Source organism: Verrucomicrobiia bacterium (assembly GCA_036268055.1).
Classification (GTDB): Bacteria; Verrucomicrobiota; Verrucomicrobiia; order Limisphaerales; family Pedosphaeraceae; genus DATAUW01.
The window spans coordinates 42,778-56,085 of record DATAUW010000036.1 but is presented as its reverse complement, the minus strand read 5'-3'; the positions used below and the strand labels follow the sequence as shown (position 1 = coordinate 56,085).

The following is a 13,308-nucleotide window of genomic DNA, read 5'->3' as shown; positions in this document are numbered from 1 at the left end:
TGAGCCGGGAGCGGCTTGACCTTATGGCTATTGCTGCGGGTCATAGACCCGCGGTCCGCAAGGAGGCATCTTTTGCGCTAATATTCATTTCTCTTTTGCCGGAACGCTTCCTTTGCCATGATGACGCGGTGGGTATCAGCCTCCAGCAATTCAAGCAAATGAAAGATCGCGTGAGCGGACGCGCGAAATCTTCTGCCGCGGAGCCTGACCCGGAATTGCGGCGAACCGGAAGCCCACACCAGATTATCATGGGCGTGGATCCGTCCTTGCGGGGAACCGGCTACGGCGTGATTCGATTGGGCACACCCTATCCGCACGCACTCGCGCAAGGAACCATCACCTGTCCGTCCGCGTGGGAACATTCGCGTTGCCTTGTAAAGATCGCGCAAATTTTGCGGGACGTGATTCGCAAACATCAGCCAACGGTGTGCGTGGTGGAAGGCCTTTTCTTCGCGCAGAATTTGCAGACCGCGCTGATCATGGGCGAAGCGCGCGGAGCGGCGTTGACGACGCTCGCGGAAGGCGGGCTGGAAATTTATGAACTCGCGCCGCGCAAAGTGAAACAAGCCATCGTGGGTTACGGCGCGGCGCAAAAATTAGCAGTGGCGAAAATGGTGCAGCGAATGTTGCGCCTGCCGGAGTTGCCCGCCCCGGACGCCGCGGACGCGCTGGCCTTGGCCTTGGCCCACAGTCAGGAAACGGGCCGCTACGCGATCAATCCGCCGAAACGAATATAACTTTAGCAGGAGATGATAAATTTTTTGCACGGAAAATTGGTCGAAGCAGTCCCCACCCAAGTGACGGTGGACGTGAACGGCGTGGGTTACGAAGTATTGATTCCGCTGTCGTCATTCGACCGGCTGCCGCTGCCGGGCGCCGACGTGAAATTGCTGACGCACCTCGCGATTCGCGATGATGCGCATGTGCTCTACGGTTTCGTGACGGCCGCCGAACGCGAGATGTTTCGCTTGCTGATTCATACCGTGAGCGGCATCGGGCCGAAGATCGCGTTGAATGTCTTGAGCGGGATGAATGTGACGGCGTTGCGCGGCGCGGTGGCGAACGGCGACGTAAAATCGCTCTCACAAATTTCTGGCGTCGGCAAAAAAACTGCGGAACGCATCGTGGTGGAATTGAAAGACAAAATCGGCGCGGTGGGTGCGTGGGAAGCCATGAGCGCGCAACGCGCCTTGTCCGCCGAAGACCAGAAAGTGAACGATGCCGTGCTGGCCTTGATGGCCTTGGGTTTCAAGCAGGTCGAGGCGCACGATTCTGTCCGCGCCGCGCTGGCCGTGCTCGGGCCGCAGGCGGCAGTGGAAGCGCTGGTGCGCGCGAGTTTGAAGAAAGGCGCGTGATGCCGGCGCGGGCCAAAAGATCATCGCAAATCGTCGTGCCGGAAATGCCCAAGTGGCATCAACGCCTGGCCGCGTGGCTCATCTATATTTTTATTCGCGTGATCGCCGCGACGATGCGGGTGCGTTTCGTGGATCGCACCGGATTGAGGGACGGAACCTTTCGCGGCCCGGCGATTTATTGCATCTGGCACAACCGGCTCGCGCTCTGCATGCCCGCGTATGTGTGGTTCATCAAAAAATATTCCGCGGGCGCGGGGCTGGTGGCGATCATGAGCGCGAGCCGCGATGGCGGAATGCTGATGGCAGTGATTGAAAAATTCGGCGTGCGTCCGGTGCGCGGTTCGACGAGCCGCCGCGGGCCACAAGCGTTGCGCGAACTGACCACGTGGGCGAAACGCGATTACGACATCGCCATCACGCCCGACGGACCGCGCGGGCCGAAGTATGTCATGCAGGAAGGCATCGTGGCGCTGGCGCAACTGACCGGCAGGGCGATTGTGCCGGTGGCCATTAACGTGAATTGGAAAATCAGCGTGAAAAGCTGGGACCGTTTTCAAATTCCGCTGCCATTTTCCAAGTGCGAAATGATTTACGGAGAACCCATTCCCGTGCCGCGGGAAACGTCCGAAACCGGTCGGGAACAATTACGCGTGCAGGCAGAAAAAAAATTGCGCGAGATGTGCGTGGATTGAGCTTAGCGCCGGTATCGTGGACAGTTCACGCTGTAGTTAGGCAAGCTCACAAGGTCAAACCTAACGCACCAATATTCATCCCTGACCCCTTTTTGTGATTACGTCCTATTTTCCAAAGAGGTGCAGAATATCAATCAATATCCCAGCCATGGTTAAAAAAACCAATATTCGCATGGCGCCACGTATGATTTTAGCATAGCGAGCATCAGATCTAACCCACGCTTTCATTCTTGCCCTTCGTCCGTCTTTCTTGAGATATCGGTCCAAGAACAGGAAGACGATGAGGCCCATTATGGTAAAAACTATACCACCCCACATCCACCTAACATCCTCTGCATTTTGCATAATAATTTTATGTTGTTAAGGCGCTGGATTCCAATGCGTTTTTTGATCCAGAGAGACGTTCAAGCACATTAACATCCCGAATATCAATATCCGGATTACTGCGCGACTGCGTTTGTGGCGGGCGGCGTGTTCGTTGAAACGGGCAATGAGGGAATTGAGTTTGTCGAACTCCCAGGCGCGGTCGCGGCGGGCAGGCCGAGGCGGGTGCGGAGTTGTGCGGTCAGTTGCGGAGACATTTCGCCGTCGAGCAACCGGTCCAAAACGCGTTGTTTGATTTCCGCGACAGATTTCAAGCCGACTCGCTCCCTGCTCGCTTCGTTCACGCCGACTTTGCTTTCGTAGAAATTCCAAAGTTTTTTGGCCAGGCTATCCATGCCGATATAACGGTCGTCATCACCAACGGCAAGGCTCTCGTACGCCTGACGCTCGAACCCTTCAATAAGCCCCTCCGCCTTGTCACGGCCCGGGTCATTCAATTCCTCCTGGATGCGGCCCATCGCGTAGCTATCCAGGTCCATGTTCTTGGGCAGCGTGTTCGGTTTGCCGTCGAGCAGCGGCTTGTCGGGATAATTGGTGGCCATGTAATTGAACCACGTCTGGGCATCGGCCTGGCGGTTGTAGGTATAGAGCAGAAACACGGCGTCGCGCAAAAAATTGCGATGCGCCGTCGCGATGTGGTCGCGATTTTTTTCATCGTCAGTCATCGCCTCGAGATAAACATTATTGGCGTTGGGAATGTTCGAGAGATTGGGGCCGAAGTCAAACTGCCGGTCGGCATTGTCCACGATGAGCCGGCCGCGCTGGAAAGCGAGTTGCATGGATTGATAAATGACGCGGCGCAAGGTGATGAGGTCGTTGGGATCAATGCGCTGCTGGTCATTTTTCGCGGCGCGCAAGCCAAGCGCGGCCCAATAAATCGCGCTCGTCTCGGGCAGTCGCCATTCCAGCGGACCGTAACGATCATCCACTTCCTTCATGAAGACGGGGTCCATCTTGTATTTTTCACGCAGTAAGGTGGCGCGCTTTTTTTCGTCCTCGGTTTTAGGATGAATAAGCGCGTCCCAATCCGGCTTGTCCATGCCGAGGACGGTGGACATTTCCTTCAGCCACATCTGCTTGTAATACATGTTCGCGTCGTCCAGATTTTGTCCCATCTTATGCTGGAAAAACCAGGCGAGTTCGCGATACATGAGGACGTCATCGGGGTTATAGACCAAACCCTGGTCGCGCAGCAGTTCGATGCCGCGTTGCACCCAGCGCCAGCGGTCCTCGGGGTCCTTGAACTTGACGGAAATGTTGTAGGCCATGTTCCACGATTGCACGAGCCAGACCTGTGTGAAATGCGGCTCAAGTTTCGTGATCCAATCGGCCAACTGCACCATCTCGAAAAATTTATCGTTCTCCTGCAAGTCGCTCGCGCGCATCCACAGGATATTGGAAATCAATCCGCGAAAACCGCCCAGCGCCACGGTGGTTAATTGCAACACCGGCGGCGCGCCTTTCAATTCGGTGTAACGCGAAATGCCGAGTTCATCGCGCTCGCGCACAAGTTCGCGCTGGACGAAGGACACGCCCACCATCAATACGACGACCACGATGGTCAATACCGTTTTGAGAAGTTTGGGCGGCATGCTATTGCGTCCCTTGCGCCGTGGCCAACTCGCGGCGGTTGAAGATGAAGATGCCAATGACCGCAAGCAATCCGCCCAGGAGCAAAACGATTTGCGCGAGTGCCAACCCCATTTCCTGCCACGTGATCAGCCGCCCGGCGGTGAGCGAATCTATCGGCGAAAATCCCTGCACCAGATTGATGACATCGAGCATGCCGCGAAAGGCGGGAATCGCCACGTTGTCGAGGGCCGAATGACCCTTGGTGCCTTTCTCCTCGTTGTAACCCATGATCGTGCCATCCGAGACTACGTTGGATAATGTCCCGCTCGAAAGCGTGATGCCCAGCAACGCAAGCGAAAGAAATGCCGCAACTGGAAACGAAAGAAAACTCGCCGCCGAAAGCCCCAGCGCCGCGAGCAACGCCATCCAGCAAAGAATGATCGCCAGCCCACGAATGAAATTCATTCCGAAGCTGCCTTCGCGATACAAAACTTCCATGCCGTCCGCGAGCGGGAACAAGATCGCCATGTTGTTGGGATTGCGAAAGAGGATGACGAGGTTGCCCTGGTCATCGAACAAATTGGGATCAATGCGGAATTCGTGAAACGAGTCGGGCGAAAGGCTCAACATGTCCTGCCAGATGGCGGTTTTCTTGGGCGTGCCAACTTGCCAGGCGGTATCAAGGGTCGTCGGTATCGTGGTGTTCTGTGACGTGTTGAATTTCACCCGCAGAAAAAGCGGCTGATCTTTTAAGCGGTCCTTGGCGCTGCCGAGCTTGATGACCCAGGGGCGGATGCCATCGGGCGGAACAATTTGGATGCCCGCGCGCACTTGCTGTTCGATTTGCTTGCGCATCTCCGTCGGGTCCACGTCCGCGAGTTTGCCTTTTTCCTGGCGCGCCTTGAATTCACGATCGGTCGCTTGTTCGATATAAGCATCAAGATTTTCTTCCTTCACCGACGCGCGGGCGACGAGCACTTCGTTTTGTAATTTGTCACGTTCAACCGCCGGCAGGCGTTGGGCGCGGTATTCGAGCAAACCATAAATGCTCAAGCCGGCGATGCCGAGCAACAACGCATTCAGCGAAACCAACCCGAGCCATTTGCCCAGCCAGATTTGCCAGCGTGCGATGGGCTTCACCGCGATCATCTGGATCTGGCATTCCTCGACATCGCGCGCGAGCGTGCCGCAGGCGAGCCAAAGTGTGCACAAGCCAAGCAGGCCCGTAACTGCGCCGAGCGTGTAGGTAATCAGAATTTGCGCAAAACCTTCGGCGGTGCCGTCGTCTTTGATCAGGATCGGCAGGCCAATGACCGCCGCGAGCAGCAAGGCCGCGATGACCCAAAAGAGGCGATAGCGAAACGCCGCTTTCCAGGTCAATCCGACAATGGCTGAAATTTGTTGCATGATGAAATCCGCGCGCTGGGTTCGGGGGCGAAGCTATTGCTTCGGTTTGCCGAGCAGCGATGAAAGTTTTTCGTTGGCCTTGCTGAGGTCGGCCTTCGGTTCGGCTGCCGCAGGGGCGGCCGGAGTTGCAGTTGGATTTGGCGCGGGTATTTCCGGTTCGTGGCGCGTAAGGGCCGCAAGTTTTTTGCTGTCCACCGTCTCGGCGGGTTGAGTCGCGGAAGTTTCCACGACCACGGGCTTGGCCTGTGGTGCGGTGAGACGTTCGAGGACACGGTCGGTGCCGGGCTTGGCTTCGCCTTCGCCGCGGAGATATTCAGCGACGCGATGTCCAGAGGTCGCGCCTGAGGTCTGTTCCGCGGCGGCGCGCGCTTTTTGCACGACATCCAGAAAATAGCTTTCGAGGTTCTGCGTGGGGTTGTCTATGCGGATTTTATCACCGTCAATATCGCGGCGGATGATTTCCAGCGCGCGTTCCATTGTTTCGCGGGCGAGCACCGGCGTGGTGATGCGCACGACGTCAGGCGTGGCGAGAAGTTCCTTGAGCGTGCCCATCGCCTGGATCTTTCCGCCGTAATAAATCACCACGCGATCGCAAACATCCTCGACGTCGGAAAGCAAATGGCTGCTGAGAATCACCGTCTTGCCGCGGCGCGCGAGGGCGAGGATCAAGTCCTTCACTTCGCGGCAGCCGATAGGGTCGAGACCGGCGGTGGGTTCGTCGAGAATGACAAGGTCGGGGTCGTTGATGAGCGCTTGCGCCAAACCGATGCGGCGCTGCATGCCCTTGGAAAATTCACCGACCGCGCGCGTGCGAGTCTGGCTCAAGCCGACCATTTCAAGTAATTGCTCGGCCCGCTTGTCGCGCTCGCCGCCGGGCAGGCGAAAGAGATTGCCGAAAAAATCCAGCGTCTCATGCGAATTGAGATAGCGATAGAGATACGATTCCTCGGGCAGATAACCGATGCGCGATTTTGTCGCGACGTGGCGCGGCGAATGGCCGAAGACTTCGATATGGCCCTTGGTCGGATAGAGCAGGCCGAGGAGCATCTTGACGGTGGTGGATTTGCCGGAACCGTTCGGCCCGAGCAAACCGAACACCTCACCACGGCGCACTTCAAAATTCACATTGTCCACCGCGCGCGCCTTGGGCCGGCCCCAGAAATCCTTGAAGACCTTGGTGAGCCCGCGCACGGCGATGACCACTTCGGAAGAAGGCGCGGGGCGGGTGGCGCTGGTGGCGGAAAGAACGTCAGTGGTGCTCATTGGTAACAAAGTTTAATCGGTTTTCCCGGCCAGTTTTCTCAAGATTACGGCTAATCCCGCCTTATCCAATTGTTTGTTTGCCAAGCCTATCATCGCTTTAAAAATTGAGCCGTCATCTTCCGGAATTTTAATGCCATTTAATCTCAAAAAGACGATGGCAGAAGCAGCACCTGTCCGTTTATTGCCATCAAGAAATGCTTGTGCTTCTGCGATATGAAACGCATACGCCGCGGCTATTGCAAAAACGTCGGCTTTCTCGTATAGATACATATTCTTAACGGCGCCCAATGCGGACTCAATCCCATCCGGATTCCCAATACCCGCAATACCACCCTCTCTGGCAAGCGATTGATCATGCACATACAAAACACGTCTCAGAGTTAAAAAGCTCGGATCACCTTGAGTCATTGTGCCAATTTTCGAAACAGCTCGGCATTAGTTGTAAACACTTCATCCACGACGCGCTTAAATTCTGGCGTGATGTCTTCGTCCGAATCGAGCGCATCTGATTTTTGAATTTCATTCACATATGCAACGACCTGCTTTCGCTCCTCGGAGCTAAGCTTCCTGATTTCTTCAATGATTTCGGTCCCACTCATTTATCTGATTCTGTTAGGCCGGCTTCGCCGCCAACTGCGGTGTGGGCGCGGAGGGTTTTCCTGCGGGACGCGAGGGCGGTTCAATCGCCGCGGGTTGATAATGCTCGAGTTCTTCACCCTTACGGACGAGCCGTGCGCTGTTGAAGACGACCATCAACGAACCGACGTTGTGCATGATCGCCGCCACGATTGGGCCGACGATGCCAAACGCCGCAAGCGACAAACCGCAGATGATGAAGACGACGCCGAACAGAAAATTCTGGTTGATGACGCTGCGCGTGCTGCGCGAGAGCTTCACGAGAAACGGCAGACGGCGCAGATCGTTATTCATCAGCGCAATCGTCGCGCTGTGGATCGCCACTTCGCTGCCGGCGGCGCCCATCGCGATGCCGATGTCGCCCGCCGCGAGTGCCGGGGCGTCGTTCACGCCGTCGCCAATGACCGCGACGCGATAACCCTTGAGCTTCATCGCGCGGACGAATTCAACTTTGTTTTGCGGCAGGCAATCGCCCACGACTTCTTCGCAGCCGATTTCCCGGGCCACGCGCGCGGCCACCGGCTGGCGGTCGCCGGAAATCATGGCGATGCGGCGCACGCCGTTTTGCTTAAGCTCGGCGAGCGAGGCTTGCGCTTCCTCGCGAGTCTGGTCCTGCAAGCCCACCCAGCCGATGCACTTGCCATCGCGGGCGATAAACAGAAGACTGAAGCCCTCGGTTTCATTGAGGTCAACGGCCTTGAGAAAATTTTCGGTGACGCCATTGTCCTTGAGCCATTGCGCGCGGCCAACGAGAACCACTTTGCCATCCACATCGGCCTTGATGCCACGACCAGCGGTTTCAGAAAAGTTTTTCGGCTCGGAAAGCGGAACGCCGGCTTCCTCGGACAACGTCGCGAGTGCACGGGCGGTCGGATGGTTACTATATTTTTCGGCGGACGCGGCGACGCGCAGGAGTTCAGCGGGCGCGGTATCGCCAATCGGAGCGAGGCGGCTGACGGCCAGCTTGCCGGTGGTGAGCGTGCCGGTTTTATCGAACACGAACGCATTGATCTTCGCGGCGAGTTCGATGTCGCTGACGTTCTTGATCAGGATGCCGAGACGCGCGGCGGCGGAAAGCGCGGCGACCATCGCAGTCGGCGTCGCAAGAATGAACGCGCACGGGCACGAAACGACGAGTACGGCGATGACGCGGTTCAAGTCATGCGTGAACGCCCACACCAAAGCGCCGATGACCAACACGAGTGGCGTGTAAAAGCCCATGTATTGATCAATGATGCGCATGATGGGCAGCTTGGTTTTTTCCGCGGCCAAAATCAGTTCGCGCACTTTGCCGAGCGTGGTGTCCTGGCCGGCGCGGCTCACGCGGATTTCCAAAACGCCGGTCAGATTCTGCGTGCCGGCATACGCTTCGTCGCCGGGCTTTTTGTCCACAGGCAACGATTCACCGGTGATGTTCGCCTGGTTGAACGAACCCTGGCCGCTGAGGATGACGCCGTCGGCAGCAACATTGTCGCCAGGACGAACGCGGATGACGTCGCCGATCGCGAGGTCTTTCGCGGCGACTTCCTCTTCGCCGTTGGCAGTGATGCGGCGAGCCTTGGTTGGCGTGAGTTTGATGAGCGATTCAATGGATTGGCGCGCGCCTTCGGCGGTGCGGGTTTCGATGATTTCGCCGGTCAACATGAAGAACGCGACGACACCAGCAGTCTTGTAATCGCCGGAAGCAAACGCCGCGAGAACGGCGATTCCCACGAGTTCATTGATGGTCAGCGCGCCGCGCATCAAGTCCTTGACCGAAGTCCAGACGATGGGATAGCCGAGAATAATAGCGCCAATCATCGCGCTCGCGCTGGCGGCGGTATGCGCGCCTTCAAACGCCCAGTCCACGACGAATGCGTTCAGGACGAACACCACGCCGATGATCGTTTGCACCAGGCGAATCGGAGTGTGCTCATGGTCATGGCCGCAGGACGCGCAATTCAGCGGGTCTTCATGCTCATGATTATGGTCGTGCTTGTGTTCGGGCTCTAAAAGTGAAGTGACTTGCATACGACAATTTATTTTTTATGGCGTGCCCACGGGTTTTAACGGTTCACGGCTCAACTGTAACCGAAGTTCGCGGGTTTTGCCATCGGCCCGCTCCGGCAGATAGATCTTGTCCTCGACGTTCGTCAGCACGCGGCCGATTTTATCGAGCAAAAGGATGTTCGCGAACACGGCGGGATTGGCGTTGTAACGCGGGAGCAAATCGGTGAAGCGTTGGGCTTCGGCCTTCACAGATTCGACGAGTTGCACGCGGTCGGCTTCGGCGGTGTTGGTCACGCCGGCGGCGGTCGCGGCGGCGCGATACAAAGTCTGGTTCTGATAACTCTCGGCTTCGTGGATTGCTTTGTCGCGCTCAGCCAGCGCGGTGAGCACACTGTCGAAGGCGGGTTTGAGATAACGCGGCGGACGGCTCTCTACCTGGCAACTCTGGATGACCACGCCCAGATTTTCGCGTTGCACCAGGTCGGTCACGCGCGCGGTCACGACATCCTGGAAGCGGGTGATGTCGCGCGTAAGGACATCATCCACGCGAAAACGCGCGGCGGCGAAGAGAAGGGCATTATCAAGGGCATCCCGGACGGCGTTCGAGGCGCTCGTAAATTCAAATTCGTAACGGACCGGGTCTTCGATCTGGTAAGTCAGCACGGCGCGGGTGTGGATGATATTGCCATCGCCGGTGATGGCGTAACCATCCACGGCGGGGTTGAGCGAAGGACCGGCATAGTCTTCCTGGTCGAGCGCTTCCTTTTCGGGCGTGGTGTTATACCAGCCGACATCGGATTTCACCGTCTGCAACTGCGCGTAATGAATCTTTACGACTTCATCAATCGGATACGGCCAGCCCCAATGTATTCCGGGGCCGATCAAGGCCTGGTTACCCAAGCCGACTGGCTTGCCGAAACGCAGCAACACGGCGCGCTGGCCTTGCTGCACACGGAAAACGCCGGAGCCGAGAAACAAAAGGAACAGGATGCCCATCACCCATTTGACTATGCCGAAACTGCTGCCCAAAGCCTCCGCCAACGCGCGTGAACTGCTGTCCTCCTGCGGCGCCATTTCGGGCGCGGCGGGCGCGGGATGCGCATGCTCATGATGATGTTCATGGCCGTGATCGTGACCGTGGTCATGATCATGCTCGTGATCGTGATCGTGTGGATGGTCGTGTTGGTCGCTCATGCCACTATTTTTTCACCGGGTTAAGCAGATTTGTGGAATAGCCCTGGAACAAATTGAAGGGCTCGCTGTGCTGGTCGAAGATCAGCGTCGTGCGGTCTTTCAACGCGAGTTCCATGGCGTCGAGGCTCAACAGAAAATTCGCGAGTTGGGGATTTTCCTCGAAGACGGCAAAGGATTTTGCAGCTTCGGCCTGACCTTCGGCTTTGATATGTGTCGCGGCCGCGCTGGCGCTGTTCACGATTTCCGTGCTCTTACTGTCGGCGGCGGTCCGGATCTTCGAGGCCTCGGATTCGCCTTCAGCCTGGGTCGCGCTGCTCAGCACCGCGCGCTCGGAAGTCATGCGCTTGAAAACTGCCTGCGTGACCGAATCCGGGAAACCGAGTTTCTTGATGCCGAGGAATTCAATCTCGATGCCCCAGTTTTTCTGGTTCACCTGGTCCTGCACACGCTTGAGGATTTCCTGTTCGATAGTGCCGAACTTGAGTTGCTTCTCATCCGTCGAGACGAAATCCGCGAGCGGATGCCCGCCAACGACCGAATTCTTCGCGCTGCGCAACAGCGGCTTCAACTGCTTCTCCGCCTCGGCGATGGAACCGTTGGCGAACTTGGGGAAAAAGTTGGTGGCATTGTTGATCTTCCAGCCGACGTACACCATCGAGAGCAGGTTGTAATTATCCGCCGTGAGGGATTGGTCGAATTTGTCGTCCTCGAAATTCTGCACGCGCTGGTCGAACACATACGATTGCTGGATGGGCCACGGCAATTTGGCGTACCAGCCGGGCTGGTCAATCGTGCGCGTGGCCTTGCCGAACGTGGTGACCACGACCACGGTGGATTGGCGCACCTGGCCGAAAAACAGGAGCGCGATAAATACGATCAGCAAAAAGCCGGCGATGACTAGGGTAAGGGGATTTCGTTTCATATCTGGCGTTAAATTATTTGGGCGGCGCTTTAGGCGGCGGCACGGTGGCTTTGTCCACGAGGTCCGCACGGATTTTGTCCTCGAGATTGAGGATGATCACGTCCTGGGTATTGGTGGCGAGCAAAACGTAAGAGCGCGCGTTCGTGATGGAACGGCTGAACGCTTCGAGATAAGCGCGCTCGACATAAACCGACGGCGAGGCAAAATACGCGGGAATCTGATTGGTGAACAACGCGGCGTTGGCGAGCGTTTCAACTTTGAGACGTTGCGATTCGGAATTGGCTTCCGAAACAATTTGAAATGCCCGAGCGTCCGCCATGTTGGTGGCCGCAATGGCGTAGGCGCGAGCGGTCAAAATGTCAGCTTCCTTGGTGTGAATCGCGGCGACGACTTTTTCATAATCCGCCGCCACTTTTTGCGGCGGATGAATGTCCTGCACGCCGACGAACACGATGCTCGCGCCCATCTGATGCTGATCCACCGCGGCCTGAATGCGGTCGCGAAGTATTTGCGCGGCATTCCAGCGTCCGCGGGACATGACTTCCTCGAGGTCAACGCTCACGAAATAACGCACCACTTCGCGCGTGGCGACATCGGAGAGCAGGCTGATGGGGTCTTCGTTGTTATACACCCACGCCGTCAGATTCGTGATCTGGAATTGCACCGGAATGCTGACCGTCAAAAGGCTCACTGGCGGCGGGCGATTATCAGACGGAGAATTATTGGTTTCGGTCACGTGGGAAATTTCGCGATTGGCCACGAGGAAATTTTCTTCTTTGGAATGCGGAACGGTCCAAAGAACGGTGTTGCCAGCAACGGGCGATTCATCCGGCGTGAAACCAATGTTGATGGTCTGGATCTGCTCGGTGGCAAAACGATAAACGCGGTCAACCGGCCACGGCAGTTTGAGCGAAGCACCCGGAGTGAGGATGCGCACCGCTTTGCCATTGCGTTCGAGGACGCCTTGTGTGCCGGTATCAATGAACACCACGCAAGTCGAGAGCAGCAAAATGATCACCTGCGCCAGAATCAGTTTCCACAGCCATTGCTCGACAAGGCGGAAACCCCACGTCTCCGAGACATCGAAGCCGAATTGGTAATTGAGCGTTTGCTTGGCCGTGATGATCAAGCCTTCCGGCTGGCCGAGCAGACTGACGAGGCGGCTCTCATACATCGGCTGCGCGACCTTGCCCTTGACGCGCGGACGGTAAAGCTCGAGGACGAGATTGATGAGCGTTTCAAAGCCGGTGAGCAACAGCAACACCGCCAGCGCTCGCGCCACGTATAAATCCGCCGCCGGAAAATCCAGCAGCACAAAGGCAACGGCCGCCGCCACGACGAAACAGATATAGGCGCACAGCAACAGGTAACTCGCCGCCGGACGCAACAGGCGAACCTTCTCCAATCGCGCGACGCTCGTGGAGTATTTGCCCAGCATGAACAGGATCAAAGCGAACACCGCGAACAACGCCATTGGAACCGTCGGTTCATTGATGCCTCGCGGAAAAGCCTTGCTCAACCAGCGCCAAAGCAGAATGCCGCCGACGCCTTGGAGGGCGCACAAAATGACCGTGATGACCGGGACGATAAAGCGGTCAAACTGCTCGCGAGAGCGTTGCGCGGGAAAGACTTCGGTTTCAGACGCATTGAACAAGGCAGAGCTGGAAGCGGACTTGGTCAGTTCTTCAAACTCGAGCTTCTCCAAATATTCGCGCTGTTCCAAACGCATCTGGAACCAGCTCACCGCGGCGACCAGCGCGCCGAGGCCGAGGAAAACGGAGCCCACCAGCCCGGCGTAAGTGTTGCCAAACTTGGCGATGGCGAAACCGGCCGCACCCACCAGCACAAGTGCCAGCAGATTGATCAGGCCATTCTTTTGTGTCTTTTGTTCCAT

General features: G+C 57.1%; 12 protein-coding genes. 3 read left to right on the top strand and 9 right to left on the bottom strand.

Translation table 11 applies throughout. The features are described from left to right. The first annotated feature begins 95 nt into the window (after positions 1 to 95). Genes ruvC through VH413_18505 form a run of 3 tightly spaced genes read left to right on the top strand, consistent with a single transcriptional unit; the run spans position 96 to position 2,047 of the window. Positions 96 to 737: a crossover junction endodeoxyribonuclease RuvC gene (gene ruvC / locus VH413_18515; protein HEX3800694.1), complete on the top strand. Its 642-nt coding sequence runs from the start codon at positions 96 to 98 to the stop codon at positions 735 to 737. Positions 738 to 749: 12 nt separating this feature from the next. Then, positions 750 to 1,355 (top strand): Holliday junction branch migration protein RuvA, encoded by a 606-nt coding sequence (gene ruvA, locus VH413_18510; GenBank protein ID HEX3800693.1) that lies wholly within the window; start codon positions 750 to 752, stop codon positions 1,353 to 1,355. 44 nt (positions 1,356 to 1,399) lie between these two features. Next, the gene (locus VH413_18505) at positions 1,400 to 2,047 is read left to right on the top strand and encodes a lysophospholipid acyltransferase family protein (GenBank protein HEX3800692.1); all 648 of its coding nucleotides are present in this window, start codon (positions 1,400 to 1,402) and stop codon (positions 2,045 to 2,047) included. Between the two features lie 440 nt (positions 2,048 to 2,487). Here VH413_18505 and VH413_18500 read toward each other — a convergent pair whose 3' ends face one another. The 9 genes from VH413_18500 to VH413_18460 are packed head-to-tail and all read right to left on the bottom strand — an operon-like array spanning position 2,488 to position 13,308. Beyond that, entirely contained in the window at positions 2,488 to 4,023 is a 1,536-nt protein-coding gene (locus tag VH413_18500) for a hypothetical protein (GenBank protein HEX3800691.1), read from the bottom strand. Position 4,024: 1 nt separating this feature from the next. Continuing rightward, positions 4,025 to 5,410, bottom strand: coding sequence for a hypothetical protein (locus tag VH413_18495; GenBank protein ID HEX3800690.1), 1,386 nt, complete (start codon positions 5,408 to 5,410; stop codon positions 4,025 to 4,027). A 33-nt stretch (positions 5,411 to 5,443) separates the two neighbouring features. Next, positions 5,444 to 6,673 carry an ABC transporter ATP-binding protein gene (locus tag VH413_18490; protein ID HEX3800689.1) on the bottom strand — a complete coding sequence of 410 codons (1,230 nt, stop codon included), beginning with the start codon at positions 6,671 to 6,673 and terminating at the stop codon, positions 5,444 to 5,446. A gap of 12 nt (positions 6,674 to 6,685) precedes the next feature. Next, complete coding sequence (locus VH413_18485) at positions 6,686 to 7,081, bottom strand: type II toxin-antitoxin system death-on-curing family toxin (GenBank protein HEX3800688.1); 396 nt, start codon at positions 7,079 to 7,081, stop codon at positions 6,686 to 6,688. Further along, positions 7,078 to 7,272 (bottom strand): hypothetical protein, encoded by a 195-nt coding sequence (locus VH413_18480; GenBank protein HEX3800687.1) that lies wholly within the window; start codon positions 7,270 to 7,272, stop codon positions 7,078 to 7,080. Before VH413_18480 ends, VH413_18485 begins: the two co-directional genes overlap by 4 nt. 13 nt (positions 7,273 to 7,285) lie before the next feature. After that, positions 7,286 to 9,319, bottom strand: coding sequence for a cation-translocating P-type ATPase (locus tag VH413_18475; protein HEX3800686.1), 2,034 nt, complete (start codon positions 9,317 to 9,319; stop codon positions 7,286 to 7,288). 15 nt (positions 9,320 to 9,334) lie between these two features. Beyond that, positions 9,335 to 10,492: a protease modulator HflK gene (locus VH413_18470; protein HEX3800685.1), complete on the bottom strand. Its 1,158-nt coding sequence runs from the start codon at positions 10,490 to 10,492 to the stop codon at positions 9,335 to 9,337. Between the two features lie 4 nt (positions 10,493 to 10,496). Further along, positions 10,497 to 11,414: a protease modulator HflC gene (locus tag VH413_18465; GenBank protein HEX3800684.1), complete on the bottom strand. Its 918-nt coding sequence runs from the start codon at positions 11,412 to 11,414 to the stop codon at positions 10,497 to 10,499. Positions 11,415 to 11,427: 13 nt separating this feature from the next. Next, positions 11,428 to 13,308, bottom strand: coding sequence for a protease modulator HflK (locus tag VH413_18460; protein HEX3800683.1), 1,881 nt, complete (start codon positions 13,306 to 13,308; stop codon positions 11,428 to 11,430).

Coding starts and splice junctions, on each gene's coding strand:
- VH413_18480 (HEX3800687.1), bottom strand. CDS start 7,272: ATGAGTGGGACCGAAATCATTGAAGAAATCAGGAAGCTTAGCTCCGAG.
- VH413_18505 (HEX3800692.1), top strand. CDS start 1,400: ATGCCCAAGTGGCATCAACGCCTGGCCGCGTGGCTCATCTATATTTTT.
- VH413_18475 (HEX3800686.1), bottom strand. CDS start 9,319: ATGCAAGTCACTTCACTTTTAGAGCCCGAACACAAGCACGACCATAAT.
- VH413_18495 (HEX3800690.1), bottom strand. CDS start 5,410: ATGCAACAAATTTCAGCCATTGTCGGATTGACCTGGAAAGCGGCGTTT.
- ruvA (HEX3800693.1), top strand. CDS start 750: ATGATAAATTTTTTGCACGGAAAATTGGTCGAAGCAGTCCCCACCCAA.
- VH413_18465 (HEX3800684.1), bottom strand. CDS start 11,414: ATGAAACGAAATCCCCTTACCCTAGTCATCGCCGGCTTTTTGCTGATC.
- VH413_18485 (HEX3800688.1), bottom strand. CDS start 7,081: ATGACTCAAGGTGATCCGAGCTTTTTAACTCTGAGACGTGTTTTGTAT.
- VH413_18460 (HEX3800683.1), bottom strand. CDS start 13,308: ATGGAACAAAAGACACAAAAGAATGGCCTGATCAATCTGCTGGCACTT.
- VH413_18500 (HEX3800691.1), bottom strand. CDS start 4,023: ATGCCGCCCAAACTTCTCAAAACGGTATTGACCATCGTGGTCGTCGTA.
- VH413_18470 (HEX3800685.1), bottom strand. CDS start 10,492: ATGAGCGACCAACACGACCATCCACACGATCACGATCACGAGCATGAT.
- VH413_18490 (HEX3800689.1), bottom strand. CDS start 6,673: ATGAGCACCACTGACGTTCTTTCCGCCACCAGCGCCACCCGCCCCGCG.